This window comes from Archangium sp., from assembly GCF_036277355.1.
GTDB lineage: Bacteria > Myxococcota > Myxococcia > Myxococcales > Myxococcaceae > Archangium.
Genome location: NZ_DASUNC010000017.1, coordinates 24,957 through 39,972, shown reverse-complemented (window position 1 = coordinate 39,972; position 15,016 = coordinate 24,957). Strand labels below are relative to the sequence as shown.

At 70.4% G+C, this 15,016-nt stretch carries 12 protein-coding genes; 7 read left to right on the top strand and 5 right to left on the bottom strand.

Going from position 1 to position 15,016, the window contains the following annotated elements; translation table 11 throughout:
- Window positions 1-60: 60 nt before the first annotated feature.
- Window positions 61-576, bottom strand: a complete 516-nt coding sequence (locus VFZ09_RS03725; RefSeq protein ID WP_329726071.1) for a biotin transporter BioY — start codon at window positions 574-576, stop codon at window positions 61-63.
- 284 nt (window positions 577-860) lie between these two features.
- On the opposite strand from VFZ09_RS03725, the gene VFZ09_RS03720 reads away from it, so the two are divergent.
- Window positions 861-2,342: a hypothetical protein gene (locus VFZ09_RS03720; protein WP_329726070.1), complete on the top strand. Its 1,482-nt coding sequence runs from the start codon at window positions 861-863 to the stop codon at window positions 2,340-2,342.
- 132 nt (window positions 2,343-2,474) lie between these two features.
- Window positions 2,475-3,347 carry a serine hydrolase gene (locus tag VFZ09_RS03715; protein WP_329726069.1) on the top strand — a complete coding sequence of 291 codons (873 nt, stop codon included), beginning with the start codon at window positions 2,475-2,477 and terminating at the stop codon, window positions 3,345-3,347.
- Between the two features lie 25 nt (window positions 3,348-3,372).
- Here VFZ09_RS03715 and VFZ09_RS03710 read toward each other — a convergent pair whose 3' ends face one another.
- On the bottom strand, window positions 3,373-4,827 hold the full coding sequence (locus VFZ09_RS03710; protein WP_329726068.1) for an SPFH domain-containing protein: 1,455 nt from the start codon (window positions 4,825-4,827) through the stop codon (window positions 3,373-3,375).
- A gap of 117 nt (window positions 4,828-4,944) precedes the next feature.
- Here VFZ09_RS03710 and VFZ09_RS03705 point away from each other — a divergent pair, with 117 nt between their 5' ends.
- From VFZ09_RS03705 to VFZ09_RS03685, 5 genes are all read left to right on the top strand, one after another.
- On the top strand, window positions 4,945-5,652 hold the full coding sequence (locus VFZ09_RS03705; protein ID WP_329726067.1) for a response regulator transcription factor: 708 nt from the start codon (window positions 4,945-4,947) through the stop codon (window positions 5,650-5,652).
- Entirely contained in the window at window positions 5,621-7,279 is a 1,659-nt protein-coding gene (locus VFZ09_RS03700) for a sensor histidine kinase (RefSeq protein WP_329726066.1), read from the top strand. The genes VFZ09_RS03705 and VFZ09_RS03700 overlap by 32 nt, the downstream gene beginning before the upstream one ends.
- A gap of 116 nt (window positions 7,280-7,395) precedes the next feature.
- A complete protein-coding gene (locus VFZ09_RS03695; protein WP_329726065.1) occupies window positions 7,396-7,956 on the top strand; it encodes a DUF2378 family protein in 561 nt (186 codons plus the stop codon).
- A 74-nt stretch (window positions 7,957-8,030) separates the two neighbouring features.
- Window positions 8,031-9,104, top strand: coding sequence for a hypothetical protein (locus tag VFZ09_RS03690; protein ID WP_329726064.1), 1,074 nt, complete (start codon window positions 8,031-8,033; stop codon window positions 9,102-9,104).
- A complete protein-coding gene (locus VFZ09_RS03685; RefSeq protein ID WP_329726063.1) occupies window positions 9,101-10,000 on the top strand; it encodes a fumarylacetoacetate hydrolase family protein in 900 nt (299 codons plus the stop codon). The genes VFZ09_RS03690 and VFZ09_RS03685 overlap by 4 nt, the downstream gene beginning before the upstream one ends.
- A gap of 13 nt (window positions 10,001-10,013) precedes the next feature.
- Here VFZ09_RS03685 and VFZ09_RS03680 read toward each other — a convergent pair whose 3' ends face one another.
- From VFZ09_RS03680 to VFZ09_RS03670, 3 genes are read right to left on the bottom strand one after another with little or no spacing between them, the layout of a single operon-like run.
- A complete protein-coding gene (locus tag VFZ09_RS03680; protein ID WP_329726062.1) occupies window positions 10,014-11,066 on the bottom strand; it encodes an alpha/beta hydrolase in 1,053 nt (350 codons plus the stop codon).
- Between the two features lie 50 nt (window positions 11,067-11,116).
- Window positions 11,117-12,673, bottom strand: a complete 1,557-nt coding sequence (locus VFZ09_RS03675) for a GMC family oxidoreductase N-terminal domain-containing protein (protein WP_329726061.1) — start codon at window positions 12,671-12,673, stop codon at window positions 11,117-11,119.
- 9 nt (window positions 12,674-12,682) lie between these two features.
- A complete protein-coding gene (locus VFZ09_RS03670; protein WP_329726060.1) occupies window positions 12,683-14,974 on the bottom strand; it encodes a GMC family oxidoreductase in 2,292 nt (763 codons plus the stop codon).
- Window positions 14,975-15,016: the final 42 nt, after the last annotated feature.

The following is a 15,016-nucleotide window of genomic DNA, read 5'->3' as shown; positions in this document are numbered from 1 at the left end:
GTGAAGCCGCCATTCAGCGGCAGCGGATCGAGCGCGGCACCCAGGTGTGAGGGTCTTCACTCACTTGGAGCGACTTCGTCGTATGAGCCCCCAGGCGAGAGGCATCCACAGGCCGGCAAGGGTTGCCTTGAGCAACCCACCGGGGAGGAAGGGCAAAAAGCCCTTGTGCAGGGCCGTGGCGAGGTCGAGCGGGGCCGCCACGCAGAGCCAAGGCACGCCGATGGCCAGGATGACGAGCTGGCCCGCGAGGAAGAGTGGGACGGCCTTCCACGCCACCCTGTCCAAGCCGCGCCGCGCCGCGAGGCCCATGAGGAAAGCGGCTGGGATGAAGCCCACCAGGTAGCCGCCGGTCGGCCCGAGCACCTGTGCCCAGCCGCTGGCTCCCTTGGAATAGAATGGCAGTCCCACCGCCCCGAGCAGGACGTAGGCGAGCTGTCCGGCCATGCCTCGCATGGGACCGAGCGCGGCGGCCGTGAGGACGACCGCGAGCGTCTGGCCCGTGATGGGCACCGGGGAGCCCGGCACCGCGATGGCCACCTGCGCGAGCAACGCGGTGAACAGCGCGGCGCCAAGCACGAGCGCCCCATCATGGACGCGCGAGCGTGCGAAGACGTCTGCCAGGACGCGAGGCGGTGGAGAACCCGTGTCCGCGCTCGATTCGGAGGGGCGTGGAGGCACGAACCGATGCTCGGCGAGGGCGAGCACCGATGCAAGGCGTCAGCAGAACGCCGGTGCCCCAACGGGGAGCAACTCCGCCTGTGCCGCATCTCCCGGAGCAACTTGTTCTCTTTTTAAATCAGGAATACACTGTGGGTGTTGTTTTCCGCCCTCCGTGCATGGATTTTCGAAGAGGAGTCCCCGTGTCGCGACCGGCCATCCGTTTCCGCTCATGGTTCTTGTTGTGTGTGGGGCTGGTGGTGGCCTGTGGCAATCCAGAGGAGATGGGGGCGCTCCCGGAGGAGCCCCTGGGCACCCGGGAGTCGGAGCTGTGCGCGGGGCTGAGCGTCTCCACCCTGACGATCTCCGGGATCAGCTCCTACGAGTTCGTGGTGGCGGGGAGCGGCTCCTTCGGGGTGTCCACCGGGGCCAACGCGGTGCGGCTGGAGTACACGCTGGGAGGGGTGCTGCAGGCCGTGGAGGAGCGGGTGGGGAGCTCGGGCACCTGGTACTTCAGCGGGGAGATGGGCTGTGGGACGCAGACCTTCCAGGTGAAGGCCTGGCCCATGGTCATCGACAGCGCGGGCAACCGCACCACCTGCTACGCCACGTCGAAGGTCCTCACCCAATCGGTGACGCAGACCTGTCGAGCCGTCGCCGGAGGCGGCTCGCACTCCCTGGCGCTCAAGAGCGACGGCACCGTCAAGGGCTGGGGTTACAACACCAACGGCGCGGTGGGAGATGGCACCACCACCCATCGCTCGACGCCGGTGTCGGTGTCGGGCCTGAGCGGCGTCATGGCGCTCTCGGCCAATGGTGGGCACTCGATGGCGCTGAAGACGGACGGCACCGTGTGGACCTGGGGCTTGAACGGCTCGGGCCAGCTGGGGGACGGCACCACCACCAACCGTCTGACGCCCGTGAGGGTGCCGGGCCTCTCCGGCATCACCGCCATCTCCGCGGGCCTCTATTTCTCCCTGGCGTTGCAGAACGACGGCACCGTGTGGGCCTGGGGCCTGAACAGCTCGGGCCAGTTGGGGGACGGAACCACCACCAACCGCCTGACGCCGGTGAAGGTGTCGGGCCTCACCGGGGTGAGCACCCTCTCCGGGGGCTTCTACCACGCGGTGGCGCTGAAGACGGACGGCACCGTGCGGACCTGGGGCGCCAACAACTTCGGCCAGATCGGGGATGGAACCACCACCAACCGCCTGACGCCGGTGACGGTCCCGGGCCTCGTGGGGGTCACCCAGGCCACCGCGGGGAGCGACCACTCGATGGCGGTGATGAGTGACGGCACCGTGCGGGCCTGGGGCTACAACGGCTACGGTGCCATCGGAGACGGAACCACCACCCACCGGTTGACGCCGGTGACGGTGCCGGGCCTCAGCGGCATCACCCGCATCGCGGCGTTCAATCACTCGGCGGCACTGAAGAGCGATGGCACCGTGCGGACCTGGGGCTACAACGCCTTTGGTCAGGTGTGTGACGGGACGACCACCAACCGGCTGGCCCCCTACCTGGTGCCGGGCCTCACGGGCATCGCGCTCATCGAGGTGGCCGGCCACCTCCTGGCGATGGCGGGGGACGGCACCCTCAAGACCTGCGGCCACAATGCCTACGGCCAGCTGGGGGATGGGACGACCACCAACCGCAGCACGCCGGTGTCGGTGATAGGCCTTTGACGGCCGGAGCGCCCCTGTCTCCCCTGAAGTCCGCGGGACGAGTCGGAGCGGCACGCGGCGGGGAAGCGCGTGTTGGTTGGCTGTAGCGCAAGGGGCAGATACTTCTCTGGCAAATATTCTCCCCCTGCACCCATGCTCTCCACCGCGCTCCTCGTCCTCCTCGCCGCGACGCCCTCTGGTACCGACACCCTCCGCGCCTCCCTCCAGGCGCGCATCGCCCAGGTGAAGGGGGCCACCGTGGCCGTCGCCTACCAGCACCTCGGCAATCCCAGGGACTCGCTCTTCCTGGAGGCCGATCGCTCCTTCCATGCGGCCAGCACCATGAAGGTGCCGGTGATGATCGAGTTCTTCCGCCAGGTGGATGCCGGCAAGCTGTCCGTGGGCCAGGAGTTGACCCTCTCCAACCAGTTCGCCTCCATCGTGGACGGTTCGCCGTATGCCCTGGACTCCAAGGACGACGAGGATGCGTCCCTCTATGAGCGGCTCGGCAAGCCGGTGCCGGCGCGTGAGCTCGTCGAGCGGATGATCACCCGCTCGAGCAACCTGGCCACCAACACCGTCATCGCCCTGGTGGACGCCAGGCGCGTCACCAAGACGCTGCGCTCGCTCGGGGCCCGCCAGATGACCGTGCTGCGCGGCGTGGAGGATGGGAAGGCGTTCCAGAAGGGCCTCAACAACACCGCGACGGCGCGGGACCTCGCCACCCTGATGACCGCCATCGAGCAGGGGAGGGCGGCGTCACCTGCCTCCACGCAGGCCATGCGCACCATCCTCCTGGCCCAGGAGCTGAACCTGGAGATCCCCGCGGGCCTGCCGCCGGGCACGCCCGTGGCGCACAAGACGGGGCAGATCTCCGGCGTCCTCCACGACGCCGCCACCGTCTATCCGTCCGGCAAGCCTCCCTACGTCCTCGTGGTGCTCACCAGCGGCATCCCGGACGAGAAGGTGGCCCGCTCGCTCATCGCGGACCTCTCCCGGCAGGTGTTCGCGCACGCGACACGGTAACGCCTGCCAGGGATTCAACCCGGGTTCACCCGATACCCTCACCCCGTCCCTCTCCCGGAGGGCGAGGGGAAATGGACGCGGTGGCTGTTTGCTCGGGGGTGGCTGGTTCGCCCTCGGGCCGCATCGCCCCCACCAGCGCCATCATCTGCGCCACCAGCGTGGTGAGTGCCTGGCCCTCCTGGGCGCCCGCGCCTCCGCCGATGGTGACGGAGCGCAGCTCCTGGGGCCGAGGCATCTTCTCGGCGATGGACGGCAGCAGCTCCACCATCCTCGCCTGGAGGTTGGCCGAGCTGAGACCGTTGAGGATGCGCTGGCGCTGTTCCAGCAGCTCCAGCTCCACCCGCTTCTGCCGGTTGGCCGCCGCCCGCTGCGTGTCCAGCAGCTCGATGGCCGCCAGGGCCTCGCGCTTGCGCTGGGCGGCCTCGGCCTCCTGCTTCTGCTTCGTCAGCTCCGCCTCCACCACCAGGCGCGCCTTCTCCAACTCGGCCGTCTGGAGCGCGGATTGCTGCCGCTCGACGGCCAGCTTCCGGGCGTCCTCCTCCTCGCGCTGCTGGCGCCGCAGCCGCTCGGCCTGATCGCGGTCGTACGCCTCCGCCTCCTTGCGCGCACGAAGGATCGCCAGCTCTCCGTCGGTCTCCAGCCGTGTCCGCTCGCGCTGCTGCTCCACCTCCAGCTCCCGGTGGTTGATGGCCTCCTCCGTTTCCAGCGTCGCCAGCCGCGCCACGCGCTCGCGCTCGGCCCGGAAGGGCTTCTGCAGGCTCTCCCAGAGCCTCCCCGAGCTCACCACCGCCTCCTTGATCTGCACCGTGACGATGCGCAGCCCCAGGCCCTTGTCGCCGCCGCCGCCGCCCTCGGCCACATGGCGCAGGCGCGCCGTGAGCTCCTCGATGATCGGCTGCTTGTCCGAGAGCACCGCGTCGATGCTCATGGTGGCCACCTTGTCCTTGATGGCGGCCTCGGCCTGCTCGCGCAGCTGCACGTTCACCACCCGCATCGGGTCCTCGGCGTCCGTGAAGTCGAGCTTCTTGTACGCGGTGGCGAAGTCCTCGATGATCCACTGCACGTAGCCCTGCACCAGCAGCCCCTGCAGCTCGCGGCAGATGCAGTGCGCGTTGATGAGGATGGTCTGCATGGCCCCCGGTACGACGAGGAACGAGTCCGTCGCCGGGTTGAAGCGGAAGGACACGCCCAGGCCGATGTGCAGCGGCTGGGCATGGCCCCGGCGGGTGTGCACGACATAGGCGTTGGGCGGAACCACGACCGTCTTCCACCTCCAGAAGCCGGTGATGCGCACGTCCACGGCGTTGCCTGGAATCTCGCGAGGGGGCGCGACGAAGTTCCGGGCGGCTCTCGGCGCCATCTGAGCCTGGGCCATGGGCATCACGGCCTTGCGTGCCTTCAGGTCCACCTCGAGGCGCTGCTGCTGCTCGCGGACCTGATCCAGGTACTCGTTCCTCACCGGCTCGTGGTTCATCGACATCGGTGCCCCCATGCTCCGGAGGGGCGCCGATCATCGGCACGCCATACCGGAGGCTTCGCGCGCATCTAATCAGACTGTTGCCGGGAACGGAGGGGGTGGCCTAGCGTCCGGGACGCCGTGACCGAACGTCCTTCCATCCTGGTGGTCGATGATGATCCGCACCTGCGCGAGGTGGTGGGCTTCGCCCTCTCGCAGGCGGGCTTCCACGTCGAGCAGTCCTCCAACGGACGTGCCGGCCTGGAGCAGGTGCGCCGCTCCGTGCCCGCGCTCATCGTCCTGGACATCATGATGCCCGAGATGGATGGGCTGGAGATGTGCCGCGAGGTCCGCCGCGCCCACGAGGTCCCCATCGTGTTCCTCTCCTCGCGCGATGACGAGGTGGACCGGATCCTCGGACTGGAGCTGGGCGGAGATGACTACATCGCCAAGCCCTTCAGCCCGCGCGAGCTGGTGGCGCGCGTCAAGGCCGTGCTGCGGCGGGCCCGTGCCACCGCGAGCCCCGCGCCCTCCGCGCCCGCTCCCTCGCCCGCCCAGGTGCTGCTGCGCGGGCCCCTGCGGATGGACCTGGACCTGTGGCGCGCGTACTGGAACGGTCAGGAGGTGGTGCTCACCGTCACCGAGTTCCACCTGCTCACCGCGCTCCTGCGCGCACCCGGCAAGGCCTTCACCCGCGACGAATTGATGACGCGCGTCTACGAGGACGTGGTGGTGAGTGATCGCACCATCGACAGTCACGTGCGGCACATCCGGCAGAAGTTCGCCTCGGCGGGAGGCGAAGTCATCCAGACGGTGCATGGCCTTGGCTACCGGCTCGCGATCCCCTGACCGCCAGCGCGCCCGCCCGCGCCTGTGGATGGTCTTCGCCGCGGTGGGGCTGGGAGCGCTGATCATCGCGCTGCTCGGCCTGGCGTTCGTCCGCGTCTACGACAACCAGCTCATCCGCCAGACGGAGTCCGAGCTCATCGCCCAGGGCGTCGTGGTCGCCTCGCTCTACGGCGAGCTGCTGCGCGAGAAGGTCGGGACGGAGGACTATGGCGTGACCCGGCTCGCGTCCTGGCCCTTCGCGTCGCCCTCGGACTCGGAGCTGCGGCCCATCCTTCCCTCGCTCCGGGCCTCGGACGAGGCGTTGCCCGCGATGGAGGATCCCCCCGTCTCCGCCATCCCCGCGGAGCCTCGTGCCCGCGAGGCCGGCAAGCAGCTCTCTCCGCTGCTCGCCCAGGTGCGGCGCTCCACCCTGGCGGGCATCCGCGTGATGGATGCCCAGGGCGTGGTGGTGGCCAGCAGCTCCATGGGGCTGGGGACCACGTTGGTGGCCCGGCAGGAGGTCCAGCGTGCCCTGCGCGGCGAGCCTCGCAGCGTCCTGCGCCGGCGCCTCGCCGATCCCGAGGACGCACCGCTCGCCTCGCTGAGCCGCGACACCGGGGTGCGCGTCACGGTGGTGCTGCCGGTGCTCGAGGGCGAGCGGGTGTGGGGCGCGGTGCTGCTCTCCCGCACGCCCATGACGTTCGCCAAGGCCCTCTACGCGGACCGGTGGAACCTCACGGCCACCGGGCTGGTGCTGCTGGGCGTGGTGGCGTTGATGTCACTGGCCGCGGCGGCGCTGGTGGTCCGCCCGGTGAGGGCCCTGGTGCGGCAGACGCGCGCCATCGCCGCCAGCGCGCCCGAGGGCTTCGAGCCGGTGGCGCGCCCGGTGGTGGAGGAGCTCGCCGAGCTCTCCGAGTCCCTGGCCGGCATGGCCACGGCGCTGAGGGATCGCAACCAGTACATCCGCTCCTTCGCGGCCAACGTGTCGCACGAGTTCAAGACGCCGCTGGCCTCCATCCAGGGCGCGGTGGAGCTGCTGCGCGACAGCGCCGGCGCCATGTCCCCCGAGCAGCGCGAGCGCTTCCTCGCCAACATCGACGCGGATGCCCGGCGGCTCACCCGGCTGGTGCAGCGGCTGCTGGAGCTGGCCCGGGCGGACTCGCTGGTGGCCCGGCCCGCGCGGACGGAGGTGGGCCCGCTGCTGGCGGCGCTGGCCGAGCGGGGCCGGGCGCGGGGGCTGGCCGTGGAGGTGGGGGCGGTGCCCGCGGGGCTCGTCCTGGGCCTGCCCGCCGAGGTGCTGGAGGACATCGTCTGGCAGCTCATCACCAACGCCGCCCAGCATGGGGGCGAGGGGGTGCACGTGCGGCTGGAGGCGGACGTGGCCGGGGAGGGGAGGGCCCGGGTGGTGGTGCGCGACGATGGCAGGGGCATCTCCGAGTCCAACCGGGCCCGCGTCTTCGACGCCTTCTTCACCACGGCCCGCGAGCGGGGAGGCACGGGGCTCGGCCTGACGATCGCCCAGTCCATGCTGCGGGCCTTCGGGGCCAGCCTGGAGTTGTTGCCACCGGAGCTACAACAGCAACGGGGGGCGGCCTTCGCGGTGGTGGAGGCGGCTCCCCGCTTGTGGACGGGCCCTGCCTCGGGCTAGACCCACCCCGCGCGAGGTAGTCCCATGGTAGGCTGCGGTCACGACGCCATAAGTGGGGTGCCTGCGTGCCAAGGGGGCCTGACCCATGGGTCTGGGCACAGCAAGGAAGTAACGCCATGTTGAAGAACGAGAGACTCGTTTTCGATCAGACCGTCGAGGGGCTTTTCGTCCGGGGAATCGGCCCGAAGATCTCGCCCAACCTCCGGCAGCAGTTGAAGCAGGCGGGGCTGGACCTGGACAAGCGGCTGTTGCCGGCCTACCCGGTCGAGGTGTGGGAGCGGTGCGTGGGCCTGGCGGCGAAGACGTTGCACCCGGAGAAGTCGGAAGCCGAGGGCTTCCGGCTGCTCGGCGAGCGGCACATCGAGGGGTACAGCGAGACGATGCTGGGCCGCGCCATCTTCGGCGTGCTGCGGCTGATGAATCCCAAGCGCAGACTGTCGCGCGTGCGGCAGAACTTCCGCGCGGGCAACAACTACCAGGAGGCCCTCATCACGGATCTGGGGCCCACCGAGGTGGACCTGTGGTTGAACGAGCGCGGTCTGCTGCGCCACTTCAAGCATGGAATCGTCCAGGGCTCGGCGCGCGGCGCGGGCGATCTGAACATGCGGGCGGTGCTGCGCCACTTTGACGATGAGGGCGTAACCTTCCGCATCACCTGGACGGAAACAAAGCCCTGACGCCGCGTGACGCGACCGGTTCTTGCCGGGCCACGCCGCCTCTGCGAGGGTTCAGGTTATAGGGGGGTGCCGGTATGCCGACGAGCGAGCAAGCCAACCTGCCACGCTGGAAGAAGCAGGCGGGGTTCTTCGAGATCTGGTTCCTGTGTGTGCTCGACCCGGGTGGCGAGCGCGCCTGGTGGTTGCGGTACACGCTCTTCACCCCGGCTCCGGGCGCTCCAGGTGAGCCCCGGGCCACGCTGTGGGCCGCGGCCTTCGACTGCGCGTCGCCCGACGCGCCCGCGGTGGCGGTGAAGGCCATCCATCCCATCTCCGCCTTCGATCCAGGGACGCCGGGCCGTTTCGGCATCCGCATCGGGGACGCGGAGCTGGCGCCGGGCAAGTGCCATGGCCGTGTCGCCTCGGGCGGGCATTCCATCGCGTGGGATCTGCGCTACACCCCCGAGTCCGGCGAGGCCGTCCGGCGGACGCCGCGGGGCGTGGGGATGCTGCCGCTGGTCACGCACGTCAACCACGCGCACGACGAGATCACCTTCAGCGGCACCGTCACGGTGGATGGCAAGCAGTTCGAGGTGCGCGGGGCTCCGGGGATGCAGAAGCACCTGTGGGGGCACCGGCGCATCGAGGAGCTGACGTGGCTGTACTGCCCGACCTTCCGCGAGGATCCGGAGGCCCGCCTGGAGGCCCTCACCGTCCGCCAACGGCGTGATCGGGGCCCGCGCCTCACGCCCATCTACCTGCGCACCTCGAAGGAGAAGCACGCCTTCCACGAGGTGCCCGGCCTGCTGTTCACGAAGATGGAGACGCCGCGCCACGGCGAGCTGCTCTTCCAGGCGACCTCGGCCACCGTGTCCGTGAAGGGGCGCGCCTGGTGCGATCCGCGGACGCTGGTGGGCTACGCGTACAGGGATCCGCAGGGCTGGGACGTGCACGTGGCCCAGAGCGACGTGGCCAACTGCGAGCTGGAGTTCTTCACGCGCTCCCACCCGTACGCGGCCTGGAAGCCGGACGGGAGGAAGCTCACCTCCGCCGTGGGCGCCCTGGAGTTCCACGGGCACGAGCGGATCCCCGGCGTGCGCTACGTCGGGTGGGACGACACCGTGCTGCCGGACCCGGAGGCGCCCCTCAAGGCGGCGGAGGGCACGTGACGCGCGCCGTCCCGGCCTCGATGACCGCGTTGGATCCGGACCGGACCCCCGGGCGTACGCAGCCGCTGGTGCTGTCGCCGAAGCGGGTGCACGCGCTCGGCCTCACCTACGCGGCCCACATCAACGAGACGGGCAGCGACGCGGGCGGCCCGGCCGTCTTCGCCAAGGACGCCGCGTCGCTGTTGGGGCAGGGGGACGCGGTGACGAGCCCCTCGCGCGACGCGATGCTGGCGGCGGTGGCGAAGCTGGACGCGGCGCTGTCCTCGCGGGTGGCCTCGCGCTTCCCGGAGCTGCCGCCCCTGCTGGACTACGAGGTGGAGCTGGGCCTGGTGCTGCTGGAGGACGTGCGCGCGGACGCGCTGGAGCGCCCGGACTTCGCGCCGCCGGTGGGCTACTTCCTCGCCAATGACGTGACGGCGCGCACGGTGCAGGTGCTCGGCGAGGGCCGGCCGGACCGGATGGCCTTCTGGGGCGCCGCCAAGAGCTTCCCGGGCTTCCTCGTGCCCGGGCCCGTCCTGTGGGTGCCGGACGCGCCCCGGGCCGACGTGTGCCTCGACGTGACGCTCACCCTCACGGTGAATGGGGAGGTGCGGCAGCGGGGCCGGACGATGGAGCTCATCGCCTCGCCGCGCGAGCTGCTGCGGCTGGCGGCGCGCGCGGTGCCCTCGGGGCTGCTGGAGAAGGGCGACGCCGTGCTCACCGGGACGCCCTCGGGTGTGGCCTTCACGGTGCCCGCGTGGAAGCGCAAGCTGGCGGCGCTGCTGCCGGGTTCCACCACGAGGCTGTCCGCCGCGCTGCGCACCCACGCCTCCAACCCGCGCATCCTGAAGGCCGGGGACGTGGTGGAGATGGACGGCGGGGTGCTGGGCCGCCGCCGCATCACCCTCACCGGTTGAGTCCCCGGGTGAGTCAGGCCCGGGCGTCCAGCGCCTGGAGGATCACCGGGTAGGTGTCGCGCGAGGCGGTGCTGCCCATGAAGGTGTCCAGGTGCCCGTACCCCGGGAGCACCTTGCGCTCGTAGAGCGCGGCGCCGTGAGCCTCCCGCAACCACTCGTACGTCTGCTCCGAGGAGGCGGGCAGGTACGTCTGGTTGTGATCGCCCACCACGAAGGTGATGGGGAGCTCGAGGTGCTTGGGGTCCAGGTAGTCGGGCGGCTTCACGGTGCCGTAGCGCCGGAGGTTCTCCTCCTTGCCGTAGTCGTAGCGCACCGCGTGTCCCGCCCGGGCCATCTGCGCCAGGTGGCGGAACGTCTGCATGTTGCAGCGGCCGAACTGCTCGTGCAGCCGCTCGTGCGTCTGCGTGTTGAGCCGCGCGTGCCGGTACAGCCGCCCGTACAGGAAGGAGAGCCGGTGGCACACCGTGCTGTCGCACTCCCGGTACACCAGGTCCACCATCTTGCCGAAGGCGGCCTGGAGCCTCGGGTTCTGCGTGCCCTCGCCCGGGGACATGTAGTTGACGGCCACGTCCAGGATGTCCGGCAGCCGCATGCGGGACTTGAGCAGCGTGGAGCGCGGCACGCGGTGGTGCAGCGCCACCTGCGAGGCCACCACGCCGCGCACGTCCGGCAGGTACCCCGCCGCCAGCGACATGAAGAACGTCACCGAGCCGGCGCAGTGCACCACCGCCTGCACGCTGTCCGCCTTCGTCACCTCGCGCACCTTGCGCACGGCGGCGGGCATGTCGTACTCGGCGGCCTCGTCCAGGGAGAACTGACGCAGCGGCAGCTGCGTGCTGGCGCGCCAGTCCAGCAGCCACGTGTCGTAGCCGTGGCGCACCAGGTACTGCACGAAGTTCTCCGAGATGGTGGGCAGCTTGAACATGCCGCTCCACACCCCGGCCCCGTGCACCAGCAACACCGGGCCCTTCGTGCCGCCCGGGTAGCGGGTGAGCCGCAGCGGGACGCCGTCTCCCGCGATCACCTCGTGCCGCTCGGCGGCCGGTAGCGTGTCCATGAGCCTCATGGAGTCCTCCTCGTTCACGGGGGGCGGCCCCGCGCGGGCCGCCCGGGTTGTCAGAAGCCGCGCGCCGCGGCCTCGGCGATGCGCTCGGACACCGCGCTGATCGTCATCACCGGGTGGAAGCCGATGGAGGTGGGAATCACCGAGCCGTCCGCCACGTAGAGGCCGGGGTAGTTGAACACCTCGCCCTCGGTGGACACCACGCCGCGCTCGGGGGACTCGGACAGGTGCGCCCCGCCCAGGGAGTGTACGGTGATCACCTTCTTGAAGAGCTGCCAGGTGACGAGCGGCGCGTAGGTGCCGCCGTACTGGGAGGCCAGCTCCTGCATGGCCTTCCCCATCCGATCGATGAGCGCCTTGTTCTCCCCGGCGAAGTCCCATTCGATGTCCAGCTTGCCGCCCTTCATCAGCATGCGCCCGTTGGCGTTGTCCCGTCCGATGCCGAAGAGGTTCGTCGTCCGCGCCGGGTCCGCCGAGGTGCGGGCCGGCTTGCTGAGCAGCCCCTTGCGGAAGGCCAGGTCGAGCGCCGGACCCAGCAGGGGCCACAGCGGCGCGCCGAGGCCCTGGAAGGGAGCGCCGATGTTCGGCTGCCCCAGGCCCGTCAGCACCTCCATGACGGGCTTGTTGAAGGTGGGGGCCGCCATGGTGAAGGAGGGCTCGGCGTCGAAGAAGCGCATCACCGTGGAGACGTCCGGGCCCTTCCAGGGCTCCAGGTCCTCCCGGCTGTTGAACACCGAGCCGAGGAAGTCACCGTTGCCCGAGTAGCCATGGCCCAGCCGCGCGCTGAGCCTGGGCAGGGTGCGCGTCTGGTCGCGGCTGCGCAGGAGGATCTCCACCGTGCCCAGCGTTCCGGCGGAGAGCACCACGCGGGCGCCCTCCACGAAGCGCTTCTCCCCGGTGGCCAGGTCCTGGAAGTGCACCCGGTAGCCGCCGCCCGGCGCCGGCTCCACGTGGGACACCTGCATGCGCGGCCACACCGTGGCCCCGAGCGCCTCGGCCCGGGCCAGGTACGTCTGATCCATCGTCTGCTTGGCGCCGTACTGACAGCCGAACTCGCACTCGGCGCACAGCTGGCACGGCTTGCGGCCCGGACCGGGAGACTCCGTCCACGCCACGGCCTCGGGCGGATCGAACACCTCCCGGCCCATGCGCTGGGCGGCGGCGCGCAGCACGTTGCGCTTGCGCAGGTTGATCGACTCGGGCATCGGCGTCAGCTTCAGCTCGCTGGCCACCTTGTCGTAGTAGGGCTCCAGCGCGGCGCGCGTGTAGCTCCTGGGCCAGCGCGGATCCTCGAAGACGACGGCGTCCGGCCGCACGTGGATGTTGGCGTAGACGAGCGAGCCACCTCCCACACCGCTGGCCACCGCCGTGCCGATGCCGGAGAGGAAACGCAGATCGTACAGACCCTGGGCCTGCTCGCGGGAGGCGTGGCGCCAGAGCAGCTCGTTCGTGCGCGTCACGTCCCGGGGGAACTGCCCGGGGGTGTAGCGCCGGCCGCGCTCGAGCACCGCCACCGACTTGCCGGCCTGCGCCAGCCTCAAGGCGGAGATGGAGCCTCCAAAGCCGGAGCCCACCACCACCACGTCATACCGGTTCGCCATCGCAGCCATGTGTCTCTCCTATTTTTCCAGTCGCGGGCGGACGAACACGTCCCACAGCGTGCCCAGGAACATCGAGCCGAAGCGCCAGTACGCGTCCGCCTTCGCCTGCGTCGAAGTGGTGCCGAGCACCTCGAAGGTGGTGAGTTGCTCGGCGAAGTCCTTCTTGTTCAGACGGATGATGCCGCTGGACACCACCGGCCCGTTCTTGTCCTTGCCCTGGCGGATCACCGTGTAGAGCGTAGCGGTCGCCCCCCACACGTCGAAGTCGCCCTGGTCCTTCACTTCCTTGTACCCGTCGAGCAGGTAGGGCTGGCCGTCCTGGCCGATGAAGGGCAGCAGGTAGATCATCCGCCGCTCGTAGAAGCTGTCGGTGTCCACGAAGAGGTTGAAGACGCCGTTCTCCACCCGGGCGCCCTCGGGCGGGGTGAGGCCGGCGACGTGGACCACGCCCTGGGCGATGCCGCCGTGGGCCGGCTCGGCCAGGAAGCGATCCAGGTTGGCCAGGGTGATGGTGACGGTGAACTCCGCCACGCGGTTCGCGTTCTGTCCCGCCTTCTCCGCGCCCGCGTAGTCCTCGGCGGGCGTGTGGCCCGGCGAGTGGAAGCCCGTCATCCGCTCGGTGAAGCGCATGCCCACCACCGGCTGGGTCGAGGCCACCGTGCCGCCCACGGGGATGGTCACCTTGCCCACCAGGTCCTCGCGGGGCGTCGCCAGGGCCCGCTCCGGCGCCTTCCAGTCCGGGTGGCCGAGGATGCCGCGGATGGCCTTCTCCACGTTGCGCTCGGCCACGGCGGCGATGGTGGACGCGGGGTTGACGCCGGTGCTGGAGGGCAGGGCGGCGCCGTCCAGCACGTACAGCCCGGGGTAGCCGTGCACCTCCCCGTTGGGGTCGGTGACGCCGTAGGCCTCGTCCTCGGCCATGACGCAGCCGCCGAGGTTGTGCACGGACACCGGCACGTGGAGCCGCTCCCACAGCGGGTTGTAGGCCACCTGCGCGCCCAGCGCCTTCGCGATGTCCTGACAGAGCTGCTCCTGCGTGCGGTACAGCGGCAGGTTCGAGGGCACGTCCCACTTCGCCTGCAGCTCGCGCGTGAGGGGCACCAGCGCCAGCTTCCCGTTCGCCTTGTCCCGGCCCATGGCCAGGAACACCGACTGGAAGCGCCCGCGCTCGCCGTCGATGGAGGACATCTCCTTCGCACGCTGGCGGAACACCTTCACCAGCTCGCGCTGCATCAGGTCCGTGGGGATCCGCGCCAGGCTCTGGGCCGGGTTGAGCACCTGGAGGGCCGCCGCCACCTGGGCCGGGTGACCGCCCTCCTGGAAGAGGAACCACCGCTTGTCCGGACCCTGGCCCTCGTCCACCACGATGCTGGTGGTGATGGTGGGGCCCACCGCCGGATCCCACGGCTCGCGCGTGTCGAAGGCGAAGGCGAGCAGATCCCCGTTCGCCGAGTAGCGGTAGCCGAGCGTGTCACTGAGCTCGTGCAGCGTGCCCGAGTCGTCCCGGCAGCGCAGCAGCAGCTCCGTGGTGTTCACCGCGCCCGCGCACAGGAAGACGCGCCGCGCGTCCACCTTGCGCTCCACTCCGTCCGCCGCGTGATCCTTGTAGGTGACGCGGTAGCCCGGCGAGAGCGGCTCGATGTTGATGGCCTCGGCCTGGGTGGTCACCTGCGCGCCGCGCTGCTCGGCGACGGCCAGGTAGTTGAGATCCAGCGTGTTCTTCGCCCGGACGTTGCAGCCGATGTCGCACTCGCCGCAGTAGTTGCAGCCCTCCTGCGGCACGCCGAACTTGTTGGGCAGCGCCTCGCCGGCGGGGGTGAAGCGCACGGCCAGATCCGGGTGGAAGAACTGCGCCTCGCGCCCGAGCTTCCGCGCCACCTCGCGCATGCGCTTCGTCTTGGTGGGCAGCCCCCGCGCGGACGTGGTGATGGGCTGCACGTCCAGCATGTACGCGACCAGGTCGTAGTACGGATCCAACATCGCCCGGCCGTAGCCCGCGGGCCAGCCGTTGGCGAAGGTCTCCTCGGGCGGGCGCAGGTGCACGTTGGCGTAGATGAGCGAGCCACCCCCGTAGCCGGCCGACTGCACCACGCTCATGCCCGACAGCAGCTTCACGTCGAGCAGGCCCTGGTTGTACTTCCACAGCCAGCCGTTGAGCGGATTGTCCCAGTCCCGGGGGAAGCCCCCCTTGGGGTAGCGCCGGCCACGCTCCAGCACACGCACGGACAGGCCCGCCTGCGCCAGCCGGCAGGCCGCCACCGCGCCACCGAAGCCGGTTCCAATGACCAGGGCATCGTACGTCTCGGTCATGTCTACCCCCCTGTGGAGCCGCCTCTCCCATGGGAGTGTGTG